23 protein-coding genes are annotated in these 25,550 nt (G+C 40.0%); 7 read left to right on the top strand and 16 right to left on the bottom strand.

The annotated features are described in order from the left end of the window. Positions 1–480 precede the first annotated feature (480 nt). Both CUS89_RS09000 and CUS89_RS08995 read left to right on the top strand, forming a co-directional pair. Positions 481–1,851: a lytic polysaccharide monooxygenase gene (locus CUS89_RS09000; RefSeq protein WP_104871856.1), complete on the top strand. Its 1,371-nt coding sequence runs from the start codon at positions 481–483 to the stop codon at positions 1,849–1,851. Between the two features lie 773 nt (positions 1,852–2,624). Continuing rightward, positions 2,625–4,022, top strand: a complete 1,398-nt coding sequence (locus CUS89_RS08995; protein ID WP_104871855.1) for a lytic polysaccharide monooxygenase — start codon at positions 2,625–2,627, stop codon at positions 4,020–4,022. Between the two features lie 132 nt (positions 4,023–4,154). Here CUS89_RS08995 and CUS89_RS08990 read toward each other — a convergent pair whose 3' ends face one another. After that, positions 4,155–4,811, bottom strand: a complete 657-nt coding sequence (locus CUS89_RS08990) for a deoxynucleoside kinase (RefSeq protein WP_065096921.1) — start codon at positions 4,809–4,811, stop codon at positions 4,155–4,157. 296 nt (positions 4,812–5,107) lie between these two features. Here CUS89_RS08990 and mvk point away from each other — a divergent pair, with 296 nt between their 5' ends. The 4 genes from mvk to fni are packed head-to-tail and all read left to right on the top strand — an operon-like array spanning position 5,108 to position 9,163. After that, positions 5,108–6,055: a mevalonate kinase gene (gene mvk, locus CUS89_RS08985; protein WP_104871854.1), complete on the top strand. Its 948-nt coding sequence runs from the start codon at positions 5,108–5,110 to the stop codon at positions 6,053–6,055. Next, entirely contained in the window at positions 6,048–7,025 is a 978-nt protein-coding gene (gene mvaD / locus CUS89_RS08980) for a diphosphomevalonate decarboxylase (protein ID WP_104871853.1), read from the top strand. Before mvk ends, mvaD begins: the two co-directional genes overlap by 8 nt. A 12-nt stretch (positions 7,026–7,037) precedes the next feature. Next, positions 7,038–8,123: a phosphomevalonate kinase gene (locus CUS89_RS08975; protein WP_065096918.1), complete on the top strand. Its 1,086-nt coding sequence runs from the start codon at positions 7,038–7,040 to the stop codon at positions 8,121–8,123. Continuing rightward, positions 8,120–9,163 carry a type 2 isopentenyl-diphosphate Delta-isomerase gene (gene fni / locus CUS89_RS08970; protein ID WP_104871852.1) on the top strand — a complete coding sequence of 348 codons (1,044 nt, stop codon included), beginning with the start codon at positions 8,120–8,122 and terminating at the stop codon, positions 9,161–9,163. Before CUS89_RS08975 ends, fni begins: the two co-directional genes overlap by 4 nt. A 41-nt stretch (positions 9,164–9,204) precedes the next feature. Here the strand turns inward: fni and CUS89_RS08965 are convergent, their stop codons facing one another. From CUS89_RS08965 to tgt, 15 genes are all read right to left on the bottom strand, one after another. After that, positions 9,205–10,008, bottom strand: a complete 804-nt coding sequence (locus CUS89_RS08965) for a gluconate 5-dehydrogenase (protein ID WP_019722411.1) — start codon at positions 10,006–10,008, stop codon at positions 9,205–9,207. A gap of 15 nt (positions 10,009–10,023) precedes the next feature. Next, positions 10,024–10,866, bottom strand: a complete 843-nt coding sequence (kduI, locus tag CUS89_RS08960; RefSeq protein ID WP_071866140.1) for a 5-dehydro-4-deoxy-D-glucuronate isomerase — start codon at positions 10,864–10,866, stop codon at positions 10,024–10,026. Between the two features lie 16 nt (positions 10,867–10,882). Beyond that, a complete protein-coding gene (locus tag CUS89_RS08955) occupies positions 10,883–11,890 on the bottom strand; it encodes a sugar kinase (RefSeq protein WP_104871851.1) in 1,008 nt (335 codons plus the stop codon). A gap of 6 nt (positions 11,891–11,896) precedes the next feature. Further along, positions 11,897–12,541 carry a bifunctional 4-hydroxy-2-oxoglutarate aldolase/2-dehydro-3-deoxy-phosphogluconate aldolase gene (locus CUS89_RS08950; protein ID WP_181055343.1) on the bottom strand — a complete coding sequence of 215 codons (645 nt, stop codon included), beginning with the start codon at positions 12,539–12,541 and terminating at the stop codon, positions 11,897–11,899. A 93-nt stretch (positions 12,542–12,634) separates the two neighbouring features. Further along, complete coding sequence (locus CUS89_RS08945; RefSeq protein WP_104871850.1) at positions 12,635–13,396, bottom strand: IclR family transcriptional regulator; 762 nt, start codon at positions 13,394–13,396, stop codon at positions 12,635–12,637. A 51-nt stretch (positions 13,397–13,447) separates the two neighbouring features. Next, on the bottom strand, positions 13,448–14,359 hold the full coding sequence (locus tag CUS89_RS08940) for an AraC family transcriptional regulator (RefSeq protein WP_104871849.1): 912 nt from the start codon (positions 14,357–14,359) through the stop codon (positions 13,448–13,450). A 57-nt stretch (positions 14,360–14,416) separates the two neighbouring features. Beyond that, positions 14,417–15,256, bottom strand: coding sequence for a sugar phosphate isomerase/epimerase family protein (locus CUS89_RS08935; RefSeq protein ID WP_104871848.1), 840 nt, complete (start codon positions 15,254–15,256; stop codon positions 14,417–14,419). Between the two features lie 13 nt (positions 15,257–15,269). Beyond that, positions 15,270–16,565 carry a TRAP transporter large permease gene (locus CUS89_RS08930; RefSeq protein WP_104871847.1) on the bottom strand — a complete coding sequence of 432 codons (1,296 nt, stop codon included), beginning with the start codon at positions 16,563–16,565 and terminating at the stop codon, positions 15,270–15,272. Positions 16,566–16,575: 10 nt separating this feature from the next. Next, a complete protein-coding gene (locus tag CUS89_RS08925) occupies positions 16,576–17,055 on the bottom strand; it encodes a TRAP transporter small permease (protein ID WP_104871846.1) in 480 nt (159 codons plus the stop codon). 3 nt (positions 17,056–17,058) lie between these two features. Further along, positions 17,059–18,078 carry a TRAP transporter substrate-binding protein gene (gene dctP, locus CUS89_RS08920; RefSeq protein ID WP_104871845.1) on the bottom strand — a complete coding sequence of 340 codons (1,020 nt, stop codon included), beginning with the start codon at positions 18,076–18,078 and terminating at the stop codon, positions 17,059–17,061. 16 nt (positions 18,079–18,094) lie between these two features. Beyond that, a complete protein-coding gene (gene bglB, locus CUS89_RS08915; protein WP_104871844.1) occupies positions 18,095–19,201 on the bottom strand; it encodes a beta-galactosidase BglB in 1,107 nt (368 codons plus the stop codon). A gap of 333 nt (positions 19,202–19,534) precedes the next feature. Next, on the bottom strand, positions 19,535–19,789 hold the full coding sequence (locus CUS89_RS08910) for a hypothetical protein (protein ID WP_104871964.1): 255 nt from the start codon (positions 19,787–19,789) through the stop codon (positions 19,535–19,537). A gap of 276 nt (positions 19,790–20,065) precedes the next feature. Then, positions 20,066–22,663 carry a bifunctional acetaldehyde-CoA/alcohol dehydrogenase gene (adhE, locus tag CUS89_RS08905; protein WP_019722420.1) on the bottom strand — a complete coding sequence of 866 codons (2,598 nt, stop codon included), beginning with the start codon at positions 22,661–22,663 and terminating at the stop codon, positions 20,066–20,068. A gap of 317 nt (positions 22,664–22,980) precedes the next feature. Then, entirely contained in the window at positions 22,981–23,358 is a 378-nt protein-coding gene (yajC, locus tag CUS89_RS08900) for a preprotein translocase subunit YajC (RefSeq protein WP_010736590.1), read from the bottom strand. A 93-nt stretch (positions 23,359–23,451) separates the two neighbouring features. Further along, positions 23,452–24,597, bottom strand: a complete 1,146-nt coding sequence (tgt, locus tag CUS89_RS08895; protein WP_010736591.1) for a tRNA guanosine(34) transglycosylase Tgt — start codon at positions 24,595–24,597, stop codon at positions 23,452–23,454. A gap of 207 nt (positions 24,598–24,804) precedes the next feature. On the opposite strand from tgt, the gene CUS89_RS08890 reads away from it, so the two are divergent. Continuing rightward, on the top strand, positions 24,805–25,497 hold the full coding sequence (locus CUS89_RS08890; RefSeq protein WP_071866129.1) for a DUF975 family protein: 693 nt from the start codon (positions 24,805–24,807) through the stop codon (positions 25,495–25,497). Positions 25,498–25,550 lie beyond the last annotated feature (53 nt).

The raw sequence follows: 25,550 nt of genomic DNA, 5'->3' as shown, positions 1-25,550 counted from the left end.
ATCATACCAAATCTATTTCTTTTTGTCAATCATTTCTTCACTTTTTTCTATTTGATCGTAGCACTTCCCCATCTTGTACGCATTCTAAATGGACTGTTGTTCCGCATATCACCAATCGAATATGAATCCCTTCTGCTACTACTCCATCCACGTTTTATATAATTCCATTTCTTTTATTTTAAGATAACTACAACAAAACCTGAACAAATCATTCATTTCTTACTCCCCTAAAAAGTATCCTTTTATCAAAAATTTATTTACGTTTTCAAAAAAGGTACTAAAACCCTTAAAAATCAACATTATAACAAACCGTATTATTTATGCTCCTATTATTTTTTTACCTACACATCGGTATAAACTGATTCGTAACTACTTATTTTTTTTGATAATCTTAATTTCAGATAACACAAAAAAATGATAATTACGAAACTCATCGTTCAATATATGTTATCTAAATCTTATTTACATATGGAGGAAAAAATGAAAAAACAAATTTTGGGTACAGTTTTATGCTCGGGGATCTTATTTGGAGCAAGCTTAGCGATTGGAGAACAAGACGCTTCTGCTCACGGTTATGTCGAATCACCGATCAGTCGTGCGTATCAAGGACACTTAGATCGTAATGTTAATTTATCCGCTGCAGCAGCAAAATATGGTCCTGTCATTTATGAACCACAATCATTAGAAGCTGGTAAGGGATTCCCAGAAAGAGGTCCTGTCGACGGTCGTATCGCTTCTGCAAACGGAGCGGTTGGCGGAAGCTTTTTGCTAGATAATCAAACAGAAACAATGTGGACAAGACAAAACTTAGATACAGGCGTGAATACATTCAGATGGCGCTATACACAATCTCACCGTACAACTAAATGGCATTATTACATTACTAAAGTAGGTTGGAACCCGAATGCACCACTGAAACGTAGCGATTTAGAGCTGATCACAGAAATCCAACATGATGGAACTGCTTCTGCAAATAATCGTAACCACACAGTCAACATTCCAAACGACCGTATCGGTTATCATGTTGTTTTAGCTGTATGGGACATTCACGATACAGGCGGTGCCTTCTATCAAGTAGTTGATGTCAACTTGAAAGGTGATTCAGCGATTCCAGTAGCACCAACAGCACCACAAAACGTGCGTGCGACGAATGTAACTTCTTCAACTGTCCAATTAGCTTGGAATAGTCAAGCGAACACTGCATCTTATAATGTTTATCGTGATGGCGCATTGGTCGGAAATACATCATCGCCAGATTTCAATGATACAAACTTAACTGCAGATACTTCTTATAACTATGAAATCGAAGCAGTTGGACAAACTGGCTTAGTCTCTGCTAAAACAGCTTTGACAGTAAAAACTGCAACAGAAAATACACAAGAAAAACCAACTACACCGACTCACTTACACTCAATGGGTCAAACAAGTTCAAGTGTTTCATTGATGTGGGGCGCTTCTACTCATTCAAAAGGAATCAAACAATACAACATCTACCGTAACAATCAATTGATTGGTTCAACAAAAGAAACAGAATACGAAGTGTCTGGATTAGCTGCAAACACTGCCTACTCATTCGTGGTTCGCGCAGTCAGCAATACGGATGAACTATCTGATGCAAGCAATGCGTTATCTATTACGACAGATCGCGATGACAATGGTGGCGACGGTGGCGGTGAAGTCACTCCAGGACGTCAATGGACAGTAGGAAGCTTATTCGCACCGGTTTCTTATACAGCAGGCGAAGAAGTTGTTCACAACGGTGTGACATACATCACTTGGCAATCTCACTTGAACTATGGTGATACAAACTGGGCGCCAGGAATTGCTCATGCTTTATTCTATCCTAAATAAAATAAACCTTATCAACGTAATTAAAACGATAATATAGAAAACATTCCACGTAAACAAAACCCTATAAGAATGAGGCTAGAACAACTTTCTTTGCCTCAAAAATAAGCTAGTACCTGTAACATTCGAGACGAATATTACAGGTGCTGTTTTTTTCAAAGCGCTTATCCATTATCACAGATTGCAAAACACATTCTCTCCCTCTTCGTATCCAGTTCCTTCTATAAATAGATAAAATATCTAGAATTGCTTGAGAGGTGGTATTTAGTCCTCTCGAAACTCTTGAATCCAAATAAACGATATTCTAATTTGACTTTTTTCGATAATAAGACCGAACGCTCCTATCACAATCTCAGACCAAAAAATTGATGGTCAAATCCATAAAAAAGGAATAAAACAGCCAATAAAAAGATATATTTAAAAAAATAAGCAAACGTTAAAAAATAACTATAAACGTCACTACAAGCTTTCTCAATTAGAATCAAATTTTATCTTTTTATTTTTTCTTAGTTATTTATTATACAAAATAAATAACTAATAGCAAATAAAAAAGACAACAAAAATGCCTTTAAATCAATATTTATTCATGTTTTGGATAAAAACACTATCATCTGAAGTCAAGACCCAATTTTACCTAATGTTCGGTATAAACAGATTATCCAATAGTCCAATTCTCTGATAATATTAAATACAGATAACAACAAGACACATCGTACGAGTCATACTCATCGACCTTATTAGTTATCTAAAATATCATTTTATCTATGGAGGGAAACATGAAAAAACAAATTTTAGCAACAGTTCTATGCTCTAGCGTTTTAGTAGGAGTAGGTTTATCTATCGGAGGCCAAGACGCTTCAGCTCACGGTTATGTGCAGTCACCGATCAGTCGTTCATACCAAGGTCACTTAGACCGTAATGTGAACCATAATGCAGCATTAGCAAAATACGGTCCAGTGATTTATGAACCACAATCATTAGAAGCATTGAAAGGCTACCCAGCAGCTGGTCCTGCTGACGGACAGATTGCTTCTGCAAGCGGTGCAGTTGGAAACAACTTCAACTTAGACCGTCAAACTTCGACTATGTGGACAAAACAAGACTTGAACACAGGTCCTAATACATTCACTTGGCGCTATACACAATCACACAGCACAACTAAATGGCATTACTACATCACAAAAGCTGATTGGAATCCAAATGATCAGTTAGATCGTAGCGATTTTGAATTGTTAACAACGATCAACCATGGTGGGGCTCAAGCTTCAACAAATCCATCACATTCAGTGAATATCCCTAATGATCGTCTTGGTTACCATGTTGTTCTAGCAGTTTGGGATATCGACGATACACGAATGGCATTCTACCAAGTAATCGATGTGAACTTGAAAGGTGATTCAGCAATCCCAGTAGCACCAACAGCACCACGTAACGTTCGTACTACTAACGTAACTTCTTCAACAACTCAATTGACTTGGGATGGACAAGCGAATGCTTCATCATTCAACGTTTACCGTGATGGTCAATTATTAGGAAACACAGCTTCACCAGATTTCAGCGATCAAAACCTAACTGCAGAAACTACATATAGATATGAGATCGAAGCAGTTGGACAAACAGGGCTAGTTTCTGAAAGAACAGCTTTATCTGTTACAACTTTATCTGAAACTACAGAAGAAAAACCAACTGCACCTAGCCACTTACACTCAATGGGTCAGACAAGTTCTAGCGTTTCATTGATGTGGGGAGCTTCTACTCACTCAAAAGGAATCAAAGAGTACGAAATCTTGCGTGATGGCCAAGTAATTGGTTCAACAACTGAAACTGTTTTTGAAGTAGAAGGATTAAAAGCTGAAACACAATACTCATTTGTAGTACGCGCAATCAGCAACGAAGGCGATGTTTCAGATGCAAGTAATACACTAACAATCACAACTGATCGCGATGAAAATGGCGGCGGTGACGAAAACGGTGGCGATGGCGGAAACGGCGGCGGTGAAGTCGTTACAGGACGTCAATGGACAGTAGGAAGCTTCTTCTCACCTGTTTCTTATACAGCTGGTGAAGAGGTAGTCCACAATGGTGTGACTTATATTACTTGGCAGTCTCACTTGAACTACGGTGATACAAACTGGGCACCAGGAATTGCTCACTCATTATTCTACCCTAAATAAATCAACACACTACCCTTTGTTCGACTAAACAACGATTTAAATAAAAAAAAGAGGCAATCACTCATTCGTGGTTGCCTTTTTTGTGATTTCTTTATTTGAGCAAATAAAAGTTTCGCTAACGTCAGAACAGTTTTAGACACTTAATTCTTCACGGATATCTGTTAGTTTTTCTTCGATCATTTGTAACACTTGCACTTTTGCTGCTTCATCTTCCACAAAGTTCAAGCAGTCACCGTCGATTTGAATCTTAGGACTTTCATCATAAGCTTCATACCATTCATCATAACGGCGATTCAACTCTTGATAATACTCATAGAGACTAGGGTCAAAAGAAAGCTGCTCGTATGACCGACCTCTTTTTTCGATCCGTTCTAACATGGTTGAAAAAGATACACGAATATGAACCAATAGATCGGGATGTTTTTTCGATGCCGCATAGGGCAATTCTTCCATCATGTTTGCCAATAATTCATCGTAGACTTGGACTTCTGTTGCTGTCGCTCGACCAAGATCTGCATTTAAATGAAACAATAATGAATCCTCATAGATCGAACGGTCTAACACATTGTTATCCTCTTGCATCGCTTGCTTGATACTTGCAAATCGCTTATTCAAAAAATAAATTTGCAATAAAAACGCATATTGTTCAGGGTTTGCATAAAACAAAGGCAATACTTCGTTGTCATCGATCGATTCGTAAAACGCCTGACTCTTAAAATGGTCAGCAATCATTTTTGTTAAGCTTGATTTCCCTGCTCCTATCGTTCCTGCTAAAACAATCACACTCATTTCCCTCCAACTCACTTCTCCCACTAAATACAGTGTTTTTTTCTCATGTTTCTAAATATAACCCCAATATCTTGTGGTGTCAAACGAAATCGACAAGATTCTTTCCTAAGAAAAATCAAAATTTTATTAAGAAAATCGCGTTTTTTGTCGAGAAATCGTATTCTTTATTTTACTTCTTGACTGGTTTTAGTAAAATAAAGAAGGACTGTTTTTTTGGACAAACATCGCGCACGTAGTAATAGGCGCTTTATTTTTTGTTTAAAAGCTACTCTCAGAGGAAAAGAAGGAGTTGTACTATGGCAATTCATGGCCAAGGGGAATCGAGTGGAAAACTGATTTTAATGGGTGAGCATGCTGTCGTTTACGGCGAGCCTGCCATTGCCTTTCCGTTTTATGCAACAAAAGTAACGGCTACACTTGAAGCACTCCCATCATTCAATAAAGATCAACTTATTTCTTCCTACTATATAGGAAATTTAAATGACGCACCACATGCGTTGAACAATATCAAACAGCTGATTGCTGGACTGAAAAGCCACTATCATGTGCAAGACACATTGCGTTTGACGATTGAAAGTACCGTCCCTGCAGAACGCGGGATGGGTTCCAGTGCAGCTGTAGCCACTGCGATCACAAGGGCTTTTTATTCCGCCTATGAGTTGCCGTTATCACGAGAACAACTATTGGCACATGTGCAAGTTTCTGAAAAAATCGCTCATGGAAATCCCAGTGGAATCGATGCTGCCGCAACAAGTGGATACGAACCTATTTATTTTACAAAAGGACATCCTTTTGATTATTTTGCGTTGAATATCGATGCTTTTTTGATCGTTGCTGATACGGGAATCAAAGGTCAAACACGTGCAGCTGTAAAAGATGTGGCTCACCTTTTTGAAAAAGATGCGCAGAAAACTGGACAAAAAATCCAACAACTAGGATACTTGACGAAACAAGCTAAAAAAGCAATTATCGACAACTCACCAGAAAAGCTAGCTGAAGCAATGAATGATGCCCAGCACATTCTAAAAAGTTTAACGATCAGTAATGACTTTTTAGACACTCTGATCGCTACCGCACGTGCTGCTGGCGCTTTAGGTGCAAAATTGACCGGTGGCGGACGTGGTGGATGTATGATTGCTTTAGCACAAACAAAAACAGAAGCTCAAGAAATCAGCCACGCACTAATACAAGCAGGCGCAGCTGAAACTTGGATTCAAGGATTAGGAGTACATACCTATGCTTAGTGGTAAAGCCCGTGCTTATACAAATATCGCCTTGATCAAATATTGGGGCAAGAAAAACGAAGAATTGATTCTTCCGATGAACAACAGTTTATCTCTCACTCTCGATGCCTTCTATACAGAAACCGAAGTGATTTTTTCAGATACGTTCACAGACGATCTGTTCTATTTAGATCATGAATTACAAACAGAAGCAGCAACAAAAAAAATCAGTCGCTTCCTTGATCTTGTACGCATACAAGCGAATACAAACAAACGCGCTAAAGTGATCAGTCACAACTTTGTTCCAACAGCCGCAGGTCTAGCTTCTTCTGCAAGCGGACTAGCTGCATTGGCTGGTGCCTGTAATGAAGCCTTAGGGCTAAATCTTGATGAGCAAGCCCTCTCTAGACTCGCTCGTCGGGGTTCTGGCTCTGCTTGTCGCAGTATTTTTGGAGGCTTCGTGGAATGGGAAAAAGGCCATGATGACCAAACCTCTTACGCGCAACAAATCCCTTCTAATGGATTTGAAGAAGAGCTCGCCATGGTATTTGTATTGATCAATGACCAACAAAAAGATGTATCCAGTCGTGATGGGATGCGTCGAACAGTGGAGACTTCGCATTTTTATCAAGGGTGGCTTGATTCAGTCGAAACAGATCTAATGGAGCTGAAACAAGCAATCGCTGAAAAGTCGTTCCAAACAGTGGGCGAAGTCATGGAGCGAAACGGGTTAAAAATGCACGGCACCACGTTAGCTGCTAATCCGCCCTTCACCTATTGGTCTCCAGATAGCCTAAAGGCGATGCAAGCAGTTCGTGAACTACGTGCTTCAGGCATTCCTTGCTATTTCACGATGGATGCGGGGCCTAATGTCAAAGTGTTAGTTGAAAAGAAAAATCAAACGGCTGTTCAAGCAAAATTCATTGAATTATTTAGCCGTCAACAAGTGATACTTGCTCATGCGGGGCAAGGAATCACGATTATTGAATAAAGGGAGATTGTTATGGTTGAAGTATCTGCACCTGGAAAACTTTATATCGCTGGAGAATACGCAGTTGTCGAAACGGGACATCCGGCAATCATCGTGGCAGTCGATCAATTCGTCACAGTAACAGTGGAAGCTGCTCGCAAAGTAGGAAGTATCCAATCTGCACAATACAGTGAGATGCCTGTGCGCTGGACAAGACGAAAAGGCGAACTCGTTTTGGATATCCGTGAAAATCCGTTCCATTATATCCTTGCTGCTATACGTTTAACTGAGAAATATGCACAGGAAAAAAACATTCTTCTTTCATTTTATGATTTGAAGGTAACAAGTGAATTGGATAGCTCAAACGGTAGGAAGTATGGACTTGGTTCTAGTGGTGCAGTTGCGGTAGCGACTGTTCGAGCATTGAACCAATTTTACGCACTGAATTTATCTCAGCTTGAGATTTTTAAAATTGCAGCCTTAGCTAATCTAGCTGTCCAAGACAATGGTTCTTGTGGTGATATTGCGGCTAGCTGTTATGGTGGTTGGATCGCTTTTTCCACTTTTGACCACCAATGGCTCAAAGAACAGGAAACAAATAAATCGATCAGTGAATTATTAGCGCTCGATTGGCCTGGTTTATCCATTGAATCCTTACACACTCCGGAAGATCTCCGTTTATTGATTGGTTGGACTGGCAGTCCTGCCTCTACTTCCGACTTAGTGGACCAAGTGCATCGCTCTCGCGAAGATAAAATGGCGGCGTATCAACAATTTCTCGAAGATAGTACGCTTTGCGTCAACACGATGATCCAAGGATTCAAAGAAAATGATGTTGCTCTGATCCAAGAAATGATTCGTAAAAACCGTGAATTATTGCGTGACCTGTCTGCCATCACTGGCGTATTGATTGAAACGCCGGCATTAAATAAATTATGTTGTCTAGCTGAACAGTTTGAAGGCGCGGCAAAATCTTCTGGCGCTGGCGGTGGGGATTGTGGCATCGTGATCGTGGACCAAAAATCAGGTATCCTTCCATTGATGAGTGCTTGGGAAGAAGCTGAGATCACCCCACTTCCATTACATGTCTACCATCAACAGAAAGAGGACAAGTTATGAATCGAAAAGATGAACATGTATCATTAGCCAAAGCATTTCACAACAAACAGATAAATGAATTCGACTTCGTTCGACTTGTTCATCGTCCACTTCCACAAAGCAAGGTTGCTGAAGTGTCTTTGAAGACAGAAGTTGCAGGTTTTACTCTTTCTAGTCCTTTCTATATCAATGCCATGACTGGCGGTAGCGAAAAAACAAAAAAGATCAATCATGACCTTGCACAGATTGCTAAAAGTGCTAGGTTGATGATTGCTACCGGTTCTGTCAGCGCCGCCTTGAAAGATCCTTCCTTGACAGATTCTTATACGGTGATGCGGGAGGTCTATCCTGAAGGGAAGATTTTAGCGAATGTCGGTGCTGGTACTTCTGTCGCACGTGCCCAAGAAGCTGTACAACTCTTCCAAGCGGATGCATTACAGATCCATTTAAATGCACCACAAGAATTAGTCATGCCTGAAGGGGATCGCGATTTTTCGCAATGGAAAGAACTGATTGCAGAAATCCAACAAACTCTTGATGTTCCAGTGATCGTAAAAGAAGTAGGCTTTGGGATGACGAGGGAGACCATCATTGAACTGTCTGAACTAGGTATCAAGACGATTGATGTCAGCGGACGTAGCGGAACCAGCTTCACACAAATCGAAAATGCTCGTCGTAAAAAACGTGAATTGGCTTATTTGACCGATTGGGGCCAGTCTACTGTGTCCTCCTTACTTGAAGCGAACGAAGCGAATACAGCCGCCGAAATCATTGCTTCGGGTGGCATACGAAATGCTTATGATATCTTTAAAGCATTGTGCCTTGGTGCGAATGCTGTAGGGATTTCCGGAACGATCTTGACGCATTACATGACACACGGTGTTGAGGAGACAATTTCCCTTATGACACAGTGGCAAGAAGAACTACGGATGCTCTATGCCATGGTCGGTGCAACAAAAACGAGTGATTTAACGAAGCAATCCTTGATTTTGTCTGGCCCTGTCAAAGAATGGTGTGAAGCCAGAGACATCCCATTATCAAAATATGGTCGACGCAAATAAAAATGACGAGTGCATCGTATGCACTCGCCATTTTTTGTTTATTATGGTTGTTTTCCAATATAAGCTAAGATACCGCCATCTACATACAAGATATGTCCGTTAACAAAATCAGAGGCACTTGATGCTAGGAAGACAGATGGGCCAGCTAAGTCGATTGGGTCGCCCCAACGAGCAGCTGGTGTACGTCCAACGATGAATTGGTCAAATGGATGACGTTCCCCGTTTTCTTGTGTTTCTCTTAATGGCGCTGTTTGCGGCGTCGCGATATAACCAGGTCCGATCCCATTACATTGAATGTTGTATTGTCCATATTCTGAAGCAATATTTTTCGTCAACATTTTCAATCCGCCTTTAGCAGCAGCATAAGCACTTACTGTCTCACGGCCAAGTTCACTCATCATTGAACAAATATTGATGATTTTCCCGCCACCTTTTTCAATCATATCTGGGATGACTGCTTTTGACATGATAAATGGTGCATTCAAGTCTACGTCGATGACTTGACGGAAATCCGCCGCATCCATTTCGATCATTGGTGTACGCTTGATGATACCTGCATTGTTGACCAAAATATCGATTGGACCAACTTCTGATTTGATTTGTTTGACCATTGCTTGTACAGCTGACTCATCCGTCACATCACAAACATAGCCTTTTGCTTCGATGCCAATTTCTTTGTAGTTGGCAATCCCTTCATCTACTGATTCTTGCGTTAAATTATTGAAGACGATCGTTGCTCCAGCTTCCGCTAATGAGCGAGCGATCTCAAAACCGATTCCGTATACCGCACCGGTGATTAAAGCGACTTTATTGTCTAAGCGAAACATATCCATATTGAATGACATTTTTATCTTCCTTTCCTATTTCAATTGATCCATTGATACCATATCCATATCTGTATAGGTGATATTTTCACCACACATTGCCCAGATAAACGAATAATTGCTTGTGCCAACTCCTGAGTGGATCGACCAGCTTGGTGAAATCACGGCTTGTTCATTATCTACGACTAGATGTTTGGTTTCATCTGGTTTACCCATCATATGGAACACACGTGTATCTTCATTTGCATAATCAAAGTAAACATACGCTTCCATGCGACGTTCATGTGTATGGCAAGGCATCGTGTTCCATGAACTACCAGGTTCTAAAATGGTATAACCCATCTGTAATTGACAACTTTCACAGACGTTTGGATGGATATATTGGTAGATTTTACGTTCATTCAATGTGACACCTTCGCCTGTTTCCATTGGTTTCACTTGATCGATGCTGATTTTTACATTCGGGTATTTGTGATGAGCTGGCACAGAACTGATGTAAAATTTTGCAGGATTCTCTGGATCTACAGAGGAGAAGACAACATGCTCCGTTTCTTTACCGATGTAATACCCATCTTGTTTCTTCATTTCTTCTTTTTCGCCGTCGATTTCAATGAATCCAGGTCCGCCGATATTGATCACACCAAGCTCGCGACGTTCTAGGAAATAAGTAACACCTAGTTCTTTATCTAGTTTGATTTCTAATGGACTAGTTGTTGGTGTTACGCCGCCGAAGATCATACGATCATTGTGCGTATAAGTAAGACTGATTTTCCCTGGAACAAATACTTTCTCTACTAAAAATTCATTTCTCAATTGTTCTGTTGAATAATGACGAATATCCTCTGGGCTATGTGTATAACGTGTTTCCATTTCTTGCATGTTGATAGACTCTCCTTTATCGAATGATTTTTCCAGAACCGCTAGTGATAAAACTAGCCACTTCTGCTTGATTAAATTGGTTGCAATCCCCATGAATGGTGTGTTTCAATGCAGAGGCTGCAGTCGCAAAATCAATGATCGCTTGTGGCTGCATCTCTTCTAAAATCCCATGAAGCAATCCCCCAGCAAACGCATCTCCTCCACCCACACGATCCACGATCGAAGTGATTTGATGAAGTGGCGATTCGAAATAGCTATCCTTCATCCACAAGGTACCTTGTAGATCATTTTCACTCGCTGAATGTACCGTGCGTTTTGTTGAGTAAAACGTTTGGATGTTGGGAAATTTTTCTTGCATTTTTTCGTAATAATAAATAAGCGGATCTACTGTCGTTTCAGGTGCTTTTGGTATCCCTAATAAATAAAGCGCATCCATCTCACCGGCTGAACAAATGTCCACGAGTGGTAATAATTGTTCTAACGCTTTCCCCGCTTCTTGTTGTGTCCACAGCTTGCCGCGATAATTGATATCAAAACTGATTTGACAACCTGCTTGTTTGGCTGCTTCCATGATTTCTTTTGTCAGCCATCGCCAATTTTCTGATAGTGCCGGTGTGATTCCTGAAACATGGAATAGTTCGACTTCCTTAAAGCAGTCTTCTAGTGACCACTCCAAACGATCCATCACCGCGAAACTGGAACCGGCACGATCATAAATGACTGAAGCCGCACGTTCACCGATCCCCGTTTCCATATAATATGTGCCAAGCCGTGGGCCACCTTTTAACAGCAGGCTAGTATCCACCCCATAGCTTCGTAAGTGTTTTTCGACTGCCTGACCCAGTGAATGCTCTGGGACTTTTGACATGAACGAAACCGTATGTCCATAGTTTGCTAGTGAGATTGCGACATTCGCTTCCCCACCACCGTAATGCCCACAAAAATGACGACTATCTTGCAACCGTTGCCCTTGTTCTGTCGACAAGCGTAGCATGATTTCTCCGAGTGTCACTACTCTTCCCATGAGCGATTACCTCGTGATTTCTTTCATTTTTGTCGCATATTGTTGTGCGACTTTTGTTACTTCCTCAAAATCTCCATGTGCTGCTGGAGCCAATAAGTTGCCACCTACACCAACAGTGATCACACCTGCATCAAACCAGTCTTGCATATTTTCTAGACTGACCCCACCAGTAGGCATGATATTGACATAAGGCATCGGTGCTTTGAATGCAGAAATGATACTTGGTCCGAAAGCACTTCCAGGAAATAGTTTGACGATGTCTACGCCACTTTTGAGCGCTGTTTTGATTTCATCGATCGTCATACATCCCGGTAAATAAGGGATTTGGTATAAATTACATAGTTCTGCAGTCTCCTGATCAAAGCACGGGCTGACGATATACTCAGCACCTGCTAAAATCGCTAAACGCGCAGTAATAGCATCTAATACTGTCCCTGCACCGATCACCACATCCTGTTGGTCTTTGTAGGTCGTTACTAATTCTTTGATTACTTGATCTGCTTGTGGCACGGTGAAGGTCAATTCAATGCCTGTTATTCCGCCCTTGACAATGGCGTGACAAGCATTTAGTGCTTCTTCATTTGTTGCTCCTCGCACGACTGCAATAACTCCCGCTTGTTTTAAACGAGATAAGATCTCCATTTTTTTCATTTTCCCACCCATTTCTTATTTGGAAATTATAGTTTACAATAAAGAAATTTACATCTTTATTATACGGCAGGAATAAAAAAATGCAAACGCTTTTTAGCTTTTTTCAAAAGTTTTTTCGATTTCTTCTTTGGTTTGTAGGATCATTTGAATGATTTGAGCCTTGCTTTCTTCACTCAATCGATATTTCGGCATACTAACACTGAATGCTCCGACTACTTGGTTTTCATGAACTAAAGAAGTCCCGATACAAAAGATATCTTTTTCGACTTCTTCATCATCGAAGGCGATTTTTGTTTGTTCGACTTGTTGGATTTCTTTTTTTAGTTTTAATGGATTGGTAATCGTATATTCAGTGAAGGGGATCAGAGGACATTGTTCGATATACTGTTGATATTGCTCTTCCGTAAAATGTGCTAAGACAGCTTTCCCCATTGCTGAACTATATAAAGGTCTGGTGATACCGATTTTTGAAGACATGCGGATCGTTTGATTTTTAGGGTCCAGCTTATTGACATAGAGGATCTCGTTGTTGTCTAAAATACCTAGATGAATGGTTTCATCAATTGTTTGTTGTAGTTTTTCCAAAAATGGCAAGGTACGTTCAACGAGATCGATTTGATCGATATTTTTGTTTGCATATCGTACGAGTTTCGCCCCTAAACGATAATTTTTTTCTTGGTTTTTATTTACATAGCCAATCAAAGATAATGTATCTAAGATTTTTAATGTAGTGGAGGAAGTCATGTCGATGCCTTTTGCAATTTCTTGTAATGAAGCATCTGGATGCTCTGCTAGATAGTCTAAAATATATGATGCTTTGATTAGAACGGTTCCATAAGGTTTTTTATTTTCCATATTACACTCTCCTATTTCTATATAGGAAATTATATCGGAAAGACAGCAAATTTAAAAGGGGTCTTTGTTTTCTTCTTCATAATGCGTATAATGAACAAACTCTCCTGCGAGATCTTTTTTCAAAAATTCTTTCGGAGTTAAGCCAAATTCGGTTTTGAATGCACGTAAATAATGAGGATAGGAGGCGAAACCACATTTACTATAAACAGAACTTGAACTGCCGTACTCTCTTAATAGTTGTTTTGAATAAAGTAGTTTTTTCTTCATTACGTATTGATGGAATGTAAAACCAGTATGTTTTTTGAATTCTCGTGTCACATGATACTTACTGATAAAAAATTCCTTTTCCATTTGTTCAAGGGAAAGTGGTTCACTCAGATTTTTTGCGACAAATTGGAGCATTTTTTCTAAACGTTCATTTGGTACAGTAAAATTTTCTTCCGGAATATGTTCTTCGATCTGTACCATGCGATTTAGAAAAATCAAATATTCGACTAATGCTTGTTCATAACGAATATCCGCACCATAATCTGAACGATCCAACGTTTGGTCGATAAAAGCGAGTTTTTCTTTTAATATTTGTGGTTCGATATGTAGTATCCGGCTTCGGTGTTCACCGATTGGCCAAAAACAGGCGGATAGATTGGACCACTTGGTGGAACGACTCTCCAAGAATGCAGGGGTGATAAACATGTAGACACGCTCGAATACGTCAGTTGATTGACGAACGATCCGATGTAGATCTCTTGAATGGATCAATAAGACATTTCCTGATTGGATCGTAAACTGACGACCATCTAAATAAAAAATGGCTTCCCCTTCCAAAGTAGCATGGATCTCATAGAAATCATGATGATGATAAACCGTTTTGTTTTGACTAACGATATCTTTTACATGATAGATCTCATACTGATCCGAAATCATCGTATTCACTTCTTTTCCATTGATTGGTTTCTTTTTCATGTCTATCCCCCTTTTTCGATTGCTCACTGTTGAACAATCATACATTCCATTATTTTCTTATCCAGTGACTTGCTCCAATATGGACACACCTTGTTTTAATGCATCATCTTTCGTTTCTTCTAAGACGATATAGAGATAAGGACGATATTTCTGTGCGATCTTTACGATTGCTTCATAATCGATCACACCCATACCTAAATCAACCGGAATGATCTCGCCTTCATTAGAAACGATATAATCTTTCAAATGTAATCCGCAAATTTTCTCTCCAAAACGTTCAAAAGCTTCTTCAACTAAACTTACTTGTTGATGATAGTTTTCTGAAGTGATCAGATTGGTTGGGTCTAAAATGATCCCTAGATAGTCCGAATCAATCGTTGCAATTAATTCTGCCACACGATCTAATGAATATAACGGATGATTCAACCCTGGTTCGATCCCCACCATCATTCGATGTTTTTCTCCAGCACGTACTAATCGGCGAATGGCTTCAACGATTTGTGCGAAGGCATCATCTGAAAAATTCTTCTCTGTATAACCCCCTTCACTCACGCTCCCCGTCTCGGTTGCGACCATCGTTGCTCCAAAGCTTGCAGCATACTGGAGATATCGTTCAAACTGGCGAAGCAACGTTTCGCGAACAGAGAGATCAGGGTGGATCATATTGATATAACAGCTTAAGATACCGACACTTATCCCTTCTTTTGCGAGGCTTCGCTTCATGTAATGACCCATTCCGGCATTGATGGCTTGTCCATCTGATGCAAGTGTAGGAAACGAGCGGCTTAATGCTAATTGTAGCGTAGAAATGTTTTGTTGACTCGCTTTTTTTGCTAAATCATCCACGGTTTGTACGTGGCTCAAGTCATGACCTCTGGCAACTAGGTTTAAGTTCATCATGCCTTCTCCTTTATCCTAATAGATTCGGTAACCACATTACGATTTGTGGGAAATACGTAATCAAAAATAAAACTGCTAATATGACACCGTAAAATGGTAGCAATGGTTTTAGCATGGATTCTGCTTTCACACCACCTACACTGGCACCTACATAAAGCCCTGTCCCAACTGGAGGAGTAATTGATCCAACACAAAGATTCATAATTGAAAATAGACCATAATGAACAGGATCAACACCTACACTTGTAACGATCGGTAAAAAAATTGGTGTGAAAATCAAAATGGCTGGTGCAACATCCATGAACATGCCGACAAGTAACAAAATGATATTGATCAATAATAAAATAATGAATCGATTATCAGTGACCCCAATGATCAGACTGCTGATTGCTTGAGGTATTCCAGTAAATGCCATAGCGAATGACATCATGGAAGACGTCGCTAATAAAAACATGATCGTTCCCGACATCGCCACGGCTTGTACCAACATCTTTGGTATATCTTTTAGTTTCACTGTCTTGTAAAAGAACATGGAGATCAACAGAGAATACAATACCGCAATCGCTGAAGCTTCGATAGCTGTAAAGAAACCAGTCAAAATACCACCAATGATGATCACGATCAAAGCCAAACTAGGAATCGCTTCTTTTAACACTTTTCCGACTTGCTTCCCTTGTCCTTTTGGTACCGTCGGATATTTATTTTTCTTCGCCACCACAAAAGCAACGAGCATGATCCCTAATGACCACAATGCGCCAACGAGATAACCACCCATAAATAGAGCTGAGATCGAAGCGCCGCCGGCAACTAGAGAGTACATAATAAACGCCGTACTGGGCGGAATCACCATCCCTGTAGGTGCCGAAGCAATATTGACTGCTGTCGCAAATTTACGATCGTACCCTTCTTCTACTTGTTGTGGGATCAACACACCACCAATCGCTGTCGAAGCAGCAATCGCCGAACTAGAGATCGAGCCGAACAACGCATTTCCCAATACATTTGTATGGGCTAAAGAACCTGGGATCCGACCAACAAACAACATGGCAAAATCAACTAATTTCTTGGCAATCCCACCATGGTTCATGATGATTCCCGAAAAAACGAAAAACGGAATGGCGATCAATGAGAAACTATTGATACTACCAACCATTTTTTGTGCAGAACTAAACGCTGCGACGTCAAAGGGTATCACTAACAACAATGTGAGCATCGATGAAAAAGCGATACTGATTGCAATTGGCATTCCAACAATCAACAAAAAGACAAAAACGAAAAATAAAATTGCACCTGCTTCTAAAGCCATCAAATTCCTCCTATCCCTTTTCCTGAACGACAGACTTCCCATTCATTACTTCAATCAAATTGATCAGACTGTAGATAATGATCAAAACACCTGAGATTGGCACCGATAAATAGACATAGCCCATCGGAATCCCTAATGAAGGGGAAATTTGTCCCATCGTCAATGTCACAGCATTCCATCCGCCATAAACCATGATCGTTGCTGCAAAAGCTAGAAAAAGACACTGAACGACGATTTCCAATATATTGGCTTTTTTACCGCTCAATTTCTCACTTAACAACGTAACTGCTAAGTGCCCTTTTTGACCCACTACATAAGCGGAAGAAAGCATCGCAAGCCAGACTAGTCCAAACCGTACTAACTCTTCTGTGACGGTATTGGGGTTACCTAAAACCGTGCGCGAGAATACTTGCCACAAGACAATGATGATCATACCGATCAACAGACATGCCCCTAGAAGTTCTAACAGCCGACTGATTCCTGTTTTCATCTATTACACTCCTTCTTCTTGGATCATTTGGTAAAGCGCTTGAAAATCTGGATGATTTTTGAATTCATCATGTAACGGTGCGACTGCTTCACGAAATGGCGTATTGTCCACTTCATTGAACTGGACGCCGTATTCTTCAATTGCCACTCTTTTTTCTTCTTCGATTGCTTGAGCGAATGCTTCGATTTCAAAAATCGTTGATTCTTTCGCCGCTTCTTCGATTGCTTGTTGTTGCTCAGCAGTCAAACGTTCCTTGATCGCATCGTTCATGATGATGATGTCCGGTACTCGTGTATGCTCATCATAGGAATAATACTTTGCTACACCACCATGCCCGGCTGTATACAAAACAAATTCATTGTTCTCTGATCCGTTGATCAAGTTTGACTGCAGCGAAGTATATACTTCGTCACTGCCCATCGGCACAGGTGATCCACCTAGTAGTTCCACCATTTTAATGGCCGTTTCACTTTGCATCACTCGGATTTTTTTTCCTTTTAGATCATCCGGTGTATGGATCGGGCCATCGACCATGTAAAAACTACGTTGCCCTGAATCATAGTAAGTGATTCCAGAAAAACCTAGATCTGTCGTCGATTGATAAATGGGTTGCATGATTTCTTCGTTCTCCATGACATTGAAAAAATGTTGCTCATCATTGAACAAGTAAGGAACTGAAAAAATCGAATAGACTTTAGAGAAACTTTCTAACGCAGAAGCACTGACTTTCGTGAAATCAATCGCACCTGATTGAGTCAGTTCGATCAATTCACGTTCTCCCCCCAATTGACCATCAGGAAAATATTTTACTTTGACTGAGCCAGCTGTTTTTTCTTCTACTAACTCTCCGAATTTATTCATTGCATCAATGACTGGCTGACTATTACTAGCATAAGCAAACCGTAAAGTGATCGTTGATTCTTCCTCTGCATTTGCAACAACACCGACACTTGACTGACTACCACATCCACTCAAACCGATAATTCCTAATAGAACCAAAGCAAAAGCAAGTGTTTTTTTCATTTTTTTCTCCTTTCTTTCAACAATACGACACAAGTAATTCTGTCAGACATAATACAAGTAACGATTGTCCATAAGGCATCGCTGTCTTACCGATCGTACGGTAAAACTCTAAATCATCGCCCATGCCTGTACCTACCGAAACATTTTGTACTTCGCCAGTTTCATCTACTTGCTCAAGCAACCCTTGGATCGCACGATAGGCGGTTTCTAAATATTTCTTTGGCAAGTAGCGCTCATGCACTGCTTTTAAAATACCGTAAGCAAAACCTGCTGTCGCAGATGATTCTAAGTATGAGGTTGGGTCATCGATCAAGGTATGCCACAAGCCACTTGCTGATTGATGATCTGCTAAGGCTTTTACTTGTGCTTCTAGAGTTTCGATTAATAATTTACGGAAAGCATCGCCTTCTTTCAGTTCAAGAATCGCGATGATTTCAGGAATCGCAATCGTCAGCCAGCAATTCCCTCGTCCCCAAAATGCTTCCGCATAATTATGATTACCTTCAAAGGTCCATCCGTGGTACCAAAGACCTGTACGTTTATCCATCAAATATTTGATATGGATCATAAATTGGTATCTGGCTTCCTCTAGGTATTCTGGACGATCTAGGAGCTTACCGATTTTGGCTAATGGCAAAACCGTCATCATCAACGTGTCATCCCACAATTGATTCTTATTTTCTGGTCCATATGTAGCGTGCTGTAATCCGTCTTCCTCTGTCCGCGGCATATCATTCATGACCCATTCCGCCCATTGTTGCAAGTAAGGCAAGTAGCGTGTATCACCCGTCTCCTCATATAAATACGCCATCGTGAGGATTGGTGCCATTGTATTGACATTCTTCGGTGGTGCGCCTTCTTGCATCCTTTTTTCAAACCATTCTTTCACCACTTCCGCCGCACGAGGATTTTTAGTCAACTGATAATTTTTATAGATACCATACAACCCCACACCTTGTGGCCAATTCCAAATAGACCAACTTTTGTCATCTACCTTTAACCCATCAAAATCCAATAAAAATTCCCCTGAATCATCTTTGATCGTCGTCAAATTCTCCACCAATCGATCGATTGTTTCTTCCACAACTTCTTTCTGTACGAATATTTCCTCTTTAATGATCATTTATCCCGCTCCTTTTTCAAACGCTTTCATTCTATGCTGTTAATATATCAGTAAACGCTTTCTCAATAAATAGCATCATTTGAACAAAAACTATCTAAAATTGACATAACAAGATTATTAATGGATTTCATGTGAAAAAGAGTGCTACCAAAAGAAAAGTGTCTGGGACATTAGTCCTCTTGTACCACCTAAAACCGAATAAACGGCGGGAACAGAAGTAACCTCTTCGGAAATAAGGCGCCATCCACAAAAATTTGAAGAACAATTTTCGTGGATGGCGCCTTATTTCTCGAGGCTGAACACTTCTGTCCCGACCTCTTCAAAATCAACAGTTCATAAAAATGTATACACCATAAAAAATGGCAAACAAGCAAGTAACGGAAACCAAAAGTAGTTCTTACGAAAACCCAACTCGCTATTTTCCTGATTCGCTCGCATCCGATCCCCTGAAACTGCTGTTCCAGAAAGTGCAATTCCGATCAAAAGTAAACCAATGCCAATATTACGCAAGATTTCTCGTTCCAAAAGAAAGGATAGCCCAAGAGAAACGATACATGCAATCAACAAAGTAAAGATATATTTCTTCAAGATCTCATCTCCTTTTTTATAAAAAAATAGTAGCATAGCACCATTCTTGAAATGACTATTATTCGAGTTATCTAATACTTCTTTTTTTTGATATAAGAAAAAAAAGCTACGATATTTTTCTCTTCTAACAACATATTGAGCGATTCTACAAAAATTATTTTCGAATTCTTCTGGTGTATCGCTTGATAGTCATTATCTTAAAAAGAAAAAACAACGAACCAAGTGAGAAGATTCTCTCATGCTTGATTCGTTGTTGGGACAACTTTTAGTTATGAATTACGCGTTATATGCGTCGATAATGATTTGTTTCAATTCACTGATCAATGGTTCTTTTGGATTGGCTGTTGTACATTGATCTTCGTAAGCTAATTCAGCCATGCGATCAACTGTTGTGTCTAATGTTTCTTGCGTCACGCCTTGCGCTCTCAAGCTCATGTCGATACCAACAGATTTTCCTAAGTCGCTAACAGCTGTTGCTAATGCTTCTACAAGCTCTGCTGTTGTTTTCCCTTTCAAACCTAAGAACTTCGCGATATCTGCGTAGTCTGTATCCGCACGGAAGTAGTCATATTTAGGGAACATCGCATGTTTTTGTGGATCTTTCGCATTGTATCGGATGATATGCGGTAATAGGATCGCATTTGTACGTCCATGAGGGATACCGTATTCTCCACCGATCTTATGCGCAACTGAGTGACAAATTCCTAAGAAGGCATTCGCAAAGGCCATACCAGCCATTGTTGACGCATTATGCATTTTTTCGCGTGATTCCATATCTGGTGTTTTCACTGATTTTTCCAAGTAGTCGAAGACTAATTTGATTGCTTGTAAACTTAAACCACGAGTGTAGTCAGAAGCCATCACAGATACATAAGATTCGATGGCATGTGTCAATACATCCATACCTGTATCCGCTGTAACAGAAGCTGGAACTGACATAACAAATTGTGGGTCAACGATCGCTACGTCTGGTGTCAATGCGTAGTCAGCTAACGGATATTTCACGTGTGTTTCGCTATCTGTGATTACCGCAAATGGTGTCACTTCTGAACCAGTTCCTGATGTTGTTGGGATACATACAAACTGAGTTTTTTCAGGTTTGTCGATCTTGTACGTACGTTTACGGATATCTAAGAATTTTTGTTTTGCGCCAAAGAATGAAGTATCTGGGTGCTCATAGAACATCCACATGCCTTTCGCCGCATCCATTGCTGATCCGCCCCCAAGAGCGATCACTGTATCTGGTTTGAAGTCCGCCATCATTTTTGTACCAGCGTAAACTGTGTTTGTTGAAGGGTTTGGTTCAACATCTGAGAAGATCTCGATCTTCACATCATTTTTACGACGTGCTAGTACTTCTCTTACTGTGTCACAGTAGCCGAATTGGACCATACCTGGGTCACAAACGATCATGACACGTTCGACGTTTTCCATTTTTTCCAAGTAAAGCAAAGAGTTCTTTTCAAAGAAGATTTTTGGTGGTAATTTGAACCATTGCATGTTATTTCTCCGTTTCGCTACAGTTTTGACATTGATTAAGTTGACTGCTGATACGTTTCTTGAAACAGAATTCTTTCCGTATGAACCACAACCTAGTGTCAATGATGGAATCATTTCGTTGTAGATATTTCCGATTCCGCCTTCTGCTGATGGTGTGTTGACTAAGATACGGCAAGCTTTCATGCGTAGTCCGAATTGGACATGCAACTCTTCGTTTTCTGAATGGATGACAGCTGTATGTCCTAATCCACCAAGGTTCAACATTCCTTCACATAATTCGAAAGCATGTTCTGTACTGTTTGATTTGACCATTGCTAAAACTGGTGAAAGCTTCTCACGTGAAAGTGGATAATCAGGCCCTACACCTTCTAATTCTGCCACTAATAATTTGGTTCCTTCTGGTACATTGATTCCTGCTAATTTTGCGATATCCATTGCTGAATGTCCCACGATTGCAGGATTTACAGCGTATTTGCCTTCATTCATGACAGCATCTTCTAATTTTGAAAGCTCTGCTGGTTTGACGAAGTAAACTTGGTGTGCTTGGAATTCTGCTTTTACAGCTGCATAGATTTCTTTATCTACGATGACTGCTTGCTCAGAAGCACAAATCATTCCGTTATCGAATGTTTTTGATACGATCAAGTCATTCACTGCACGTTTTACTTTTGCTGTTTTTTCGATATAAGCAGGAACGTTACCCGGTCCTACACCTAAAGCTGGTTTACCAGTTGAATAAGCCGATTTTACCATGCCTGCACCACCAGTTGCTAATACGATCGCAATCCCTGGGTGGTTCATCAACATTGAAGTCGCATCGATCGATGGATGCTCGATCCATTGGATACAGTTTTCTGGTGCACCTGCTGCAATCGCTGCATCACGAACGACTCTTGCTGCCTCAGCAGAACATTTTTGAGCGCTTGGATGGAAAGCAAAAACGATTGGGTTTCTGGTTTTCAAAGCGATCATTGATTTAAAGATCGTTGTTGAAGTTGGGTTCGTTGTTGGTGTTACTCCACAAACGACGCCGACTGGTTCAGCAATTTCAATCAATCCTTTTTGAGTATCTTCATTGATTACTCCGACAGTTTTATCATATTTGATGCTGTTCCAGATATATTCTGAAGCATACATATTTTTGATTGCTTTATCTTCATAGATTCCACGGCCAGTTTCTTCGACAGCCATTTTTGCTAAAGGCATATGTTGATCTAACGCCGCCATTGCCATTTCATGCACAATGTGATCCACTTTCTCTTGATCAAAACTTTCCATTTCTTTCAACGCAACATTTGCTTTTGTTGCTAAATCGTCGATCATCGCTTGTACATCAACCGTTTTCGTCTCTTCTTTTTCCATTATTTTAGCCATTATAATCCTCCTACCGAGTCATGGTAATTTGTTAATTATTTCACATACACATCATACAATACTTTTTTTTCGATGTAAACACTTTTTTGTGATTTTTTTCACAGTTATGTTTTTCTTTAGAAAATAGTCCATTCAGTAGGATTGATCATCGAGCAACCCTTCAATAATGGAATAAGTGATTTATTTAGTAAAGTTATACAAAAAAAAGACTGATCGCCATCTTATCTCCATATGAGATAGGAATGACTATCAGTCTTTTTGATAAAGAATGCTCTAACTCCTGTACATTTAGCCAACGCGTGGGAAACAACCGGTGTCTACAATTCTTTTTCTTCTTTTTTCTCTTCAGGTGTTTCTGGAACTTCAACAGTTTCAATTACTTCTGGTTCTGTCGGTTCTTCTACTGGTGCAATTGGTGTGCTCGTCATCGCGCCTGTACCTGGTTTTACCGTTTTGATGGCTGCTCGATCGTATTCTAAAAAGATACCTTCGCAGTCTAAAACGACTGTACGATTTGTCTCGTCGATTTCTGAGACTACGCCATGAAGCCCACCGATCGTGACTACTTCATCGCCAGCTTTCATACTGTCAAGCAAGTTTTGACGTTCTTGTTGTTGTTTCTTTTGTGTACGTGACATAAAGAACCACATCCCTAATAGGGCAACGAACATCACTAACATTGGTAATGAACCCATTTTTTTCACCTCACTAACTAAATATCTACACTAAACACTTTAGCAGAAAAAGGCGCTAGAAACTAGTTTTTTAACTAAATTTCACAAATCCTGCTAGAAACTTTTTGCGTTTTCTTTATTGAACCCATACTCTTCGAAAAAGGCTGCACGAAACTCTAATAAGTTATCATCCATAATCGCTTGTCGAACTTGTTTCATCAAGTTTAATAAGAAGTATAGATTGTGATAAGACGTTAAACGGATACCAAATGTTTCATCACATTTGATCAAGTGACGAATATACGCTCTCGTATAATTCTTACAAGTGTAGCAATCACATTTTTCATCGATTGGACGGAAGTCCCGAGCATATTGCGCATTTTTTACGACTAATCGTCCTTGCGAAGTCATACATGTCCCGTTACGAGCGATTCGAGTTGGTAAAACACAGTCGAACATATCGACTCCACGAATCACGCCATCGATCAATGAATCCGCAGCTCCTACACCCATCAAATAACGTGGTTTATGATCTGGGATCAATGGCGTCGTAAATTCTAAGACACGGTTCATCTCAGCTTTTGGTTCACCGACAGATAAACCTCCGATGGAATACCCAGGGAAATCCATACTGATCAAGTCTTTCGCACTTTGTTTACGTAAATCTTCAAAACCAGCTCCTTGGATGATACCAAATAATCCTTGACGATCTGGATTCGCATGAGCTTTCAATCCACGTTCAGCCCAACGAGAAGTCCGCTCAACTGATTTTTTTACATAATCATAGCTCTCATCAAATGGAGGACATTCATCAAAACTCATCATGATATCAGAACCTAATTTATTTTGGATGTTGATGGCCTTTTCAGGAGACAAGAACATTTTTGAGCCGTTCAAGTGGTTTTTGAAATGCACACCTTCTTCAACGATGTTACGCATATCACTTAATGAGAAGACTTGAAATCCACCAGAATCGGTTAAAATCGGCTGGTCCCAATTCATAAATTTATGCAATCCACCTGCTTCTTCGACTAAATCTTCTCCAGGACGAAGCCATAAATGGTAGGTATTACTCAAAATCACGCCGGCACCCATTTCTTTTAATTCTTCAGGCGACATAGTTTTAACAGTAGCTAATGTACCCACAGGCATAAACATCGGCGTTGGAAAAGTTCCATGTGGAGTAATCAATTCACCAAGGCGGGCGCCTGTATGTTTTTCTTTTTTTATTAAACGATAACGAATGGCAGGTTCTGTCATTCAATTCCCTACTTTCTTTTATAGAATCACGTTTGCAACTCCCACCATCATAATCTTTTCAACCACTTTTTGCAAGAGCTTCTCTTTTTTTATAGGTTTTTTTAACCTGCTTTTTTTGTGAACCTTTCAATAACGAAAGAGGATTCCTAGAGCAAAATCAGTCCTTCTTTGATATACTAAGATTATCAAAAAAAAGGAGTGGAAAATATGGTATCTTCTGGGGAATTAAAACAACAAGCAAAAGACAGCTTAAAGGGACGTTGGGGGCAAGCAATTCTATTAAATCTGATTCCAACATTGATCACAATTGCTATTATTCTTATTTTAGCTTTACCTACTGCTTTACTGATTGCAACGATGCAAGACAGTAGCGCAATGCAAGAAATGGTGAGTGGTTCAAGTAGCAGTAGTTCAGGCGGAGGGATCGTTTCTACGATCATCAGTGCATTGTTCATGAGTGGGATCTCTTGGACCTATTTAGACATCATCCGTGGGAAACGAACAACGATCGAACCATTTAAAGATGCTTTCCGAGGTTTTTCAGGCGTATTCTTCGGTGGCGTTCTATTGTTAGCACTAGTGACAACGATTTTCACTACATTATGGGCATTGCTTTTAGTCATTCCTGGTATCATCAAAGGGTATGCCTATTCTCAAAGTTATTTCATTTACTATGATGTCGTGACAGAGACAGGCGAAAAACCAAAAATCCTTGATACGATCACTGCAAGCCGCAAATTGATGGATGGCTACAAAGGAAAATTATTCTGGTTAGACTTATCGTTTATCGGATGGCACATCTTAGCAATTGCCACAGTCGGTATCGGTTATCTATGGTTGAATCCATATATCACTGCAACTAAAGCTGCTTTTTACGAACAATTACCAAAACAAGTTTAATCAGCTTTTTCACCATAATAAAAAGGATTGGAAAATCTCCAATCCTTTTTTTG

Source organism: Enterococcus mundtii, assembly GCF_002947535.1.
GTDB classification, from domain to species: Bacteria; Bacillota; Bacilli; order Lactobacillales; family Enterococcaceae; genus Enterococcus_B; species Enterococcus_B mundtii_B.
Note: the sequence above shows the minus strand (reverse complement) of the source record. Positions and strands in the feature narration are given on the sequence as shown.

Bases quoted from the DNA above. Each gene is read 5' to 3' on its own strand.
- CUS89_RS09000 (WP_104871856.1), top strand. From the start codon at position 481: ATGAAAAAACAAATTTTGGGTACAGTTTTATGCTCGGGGATCTTATTT.
- CUS89_RS08995 (WP_104871855.1), top strand. From the start codon at position 2,625: ATGAAAAAACAAATTTTAGCAACAGTTCTATGCTCTAGCGTTTTAGTA.
- CUS89_RS08990 (WP_065096921.1), bottom strand. From the start codon at position 4,811: ATGAGTGTGATTGTTTTAGCAGGAACGATAGGAGCAGGGAAATCAAGC.
- mvk (WP_104871854.1), top strand. From the start codon at position 5,108: ATGGCAATTCATGGCCAAGGGGAATCGAGTGGAAAACTGATTTTAATG.
- mvaD (WP_104871853.1), top strand. From the start codon at position 6,048: ATGCTTAGTGGTAAAGCCCGTGCTTATACAAATATCGCCTTGATCAAA.
- CUS89_RS08975 (WP_065096918.1), top strand. From the start codon at position 7,038: ATGGTTGAAGTATCTGCACCTGGAAAACTTTATATCGCTGGAGAATAC.
- fni (WP_104871852.1), top strand. From the start codon at position 8,120: ATGAATCGAAAAGATGAACATGTATCATTAGCCAAAGCATTTCACAAC.
- CUS89_RS08965 (WP_019722411.1), bottom strand. From the start codon at position 10,008: ATGTCATTCAATATGGATATGTTTCGCTTAGACAATAAAGTCGCTTTA.
- kduI (WP_071866140.1), bottom strand. From the start codon at position 10,866: ATGCAAGAAATGGAAACACGTTATACACATAGCCCAGAGGATATTCGT.
- CUS89_RS08955 (WP_104871851.1), bottom strand. From the start codon at position 11,890: ATGGGAAGAGTAGTGACACTCGGAGAAATCATGCTACGCTTGTCGACA.
- CUS89_RS08950 (WP_181055343.1), bottom strand. From the start codon at position 12,541: ATGAAAAAAATGGAGATCTTATCTCGTTTAAAACAAGCGGGAGTTATT.
- CUS89_RS08945 (WP_104871850.1), bottom strand. From the start codon at position 13,396: ATGGAAAATAAAAAACCTTATGGAACCGTTCTAATCAAAGCATCATAT.
- CUS89_RS08940 (WP_104871849.1), bottom strand. From the start codon at position 14,359: ATGAAAAAGAAACCAATCAATGGAAAAGAAGTGAATACGATGATTTCG.
- CUS89_RS08935 (WP_104871848.1), bottom strand. From the start codon at position 15,256: ATGAACTTAAACCTAGTTGCCAGAGGTCATGACTTGAGCCACGTACAA.
- CUS89_RS08930 (WP_104871847.1), bottom strand. From the start codon at position 16,565: ATGGCTTTAGAAGCAGGTGCAATTTTATTTTTCGTTTTTGTCTTTTTG.
- CUS89_RS08925 (WP_104871846.1), bottom strand. From the start codon at position 17,055: ATGAAAACAGGAATCAGTCGGCTGTTAGAACTTCTAGGGGCATGTCTG.
- dctP (WP_104871845.1), bottom strand. From the start codon at position 18,078: ATGAAAAAAACACTTGCTTTTGCTTTGGTTCTATTAGGAATTATCGGT.
- bglB (WP_104871844.1), bottom strand. From the start codon at position 19,201: ATGATCATTAAAGAGGAAATATTCGTACAGAAAGAAGTTGTGGAAGAA.
- adhE (WP_019722420.1), bottom strand. From the start codon at position 22,663: ATGGCTAAAATAATGGAAAAAGAAGAGACGAAAACGGTTGATGTACAA.
- yajC (WP_010736590.1), bottom strand. From the start codon at position 23,358: ATGGGTTCATTACCAATGTTAGTGATGTTCGTTGCCCTATTAGGGATG.
- tgt (WP_010736591.1), bottom strand. From the start codon at position 24,597: ATGACAGAACCTGCCATTCGTTATCGTTTAATAAAAAAAGAAAAACAT.
- CUS89_RS08890 (WP_071866129.1), top strand. From the start codon at position 24,805: ATGGTATCTTCTGGGGAATTAAAACAACAAGCAAAAGACAGCTTAAAG.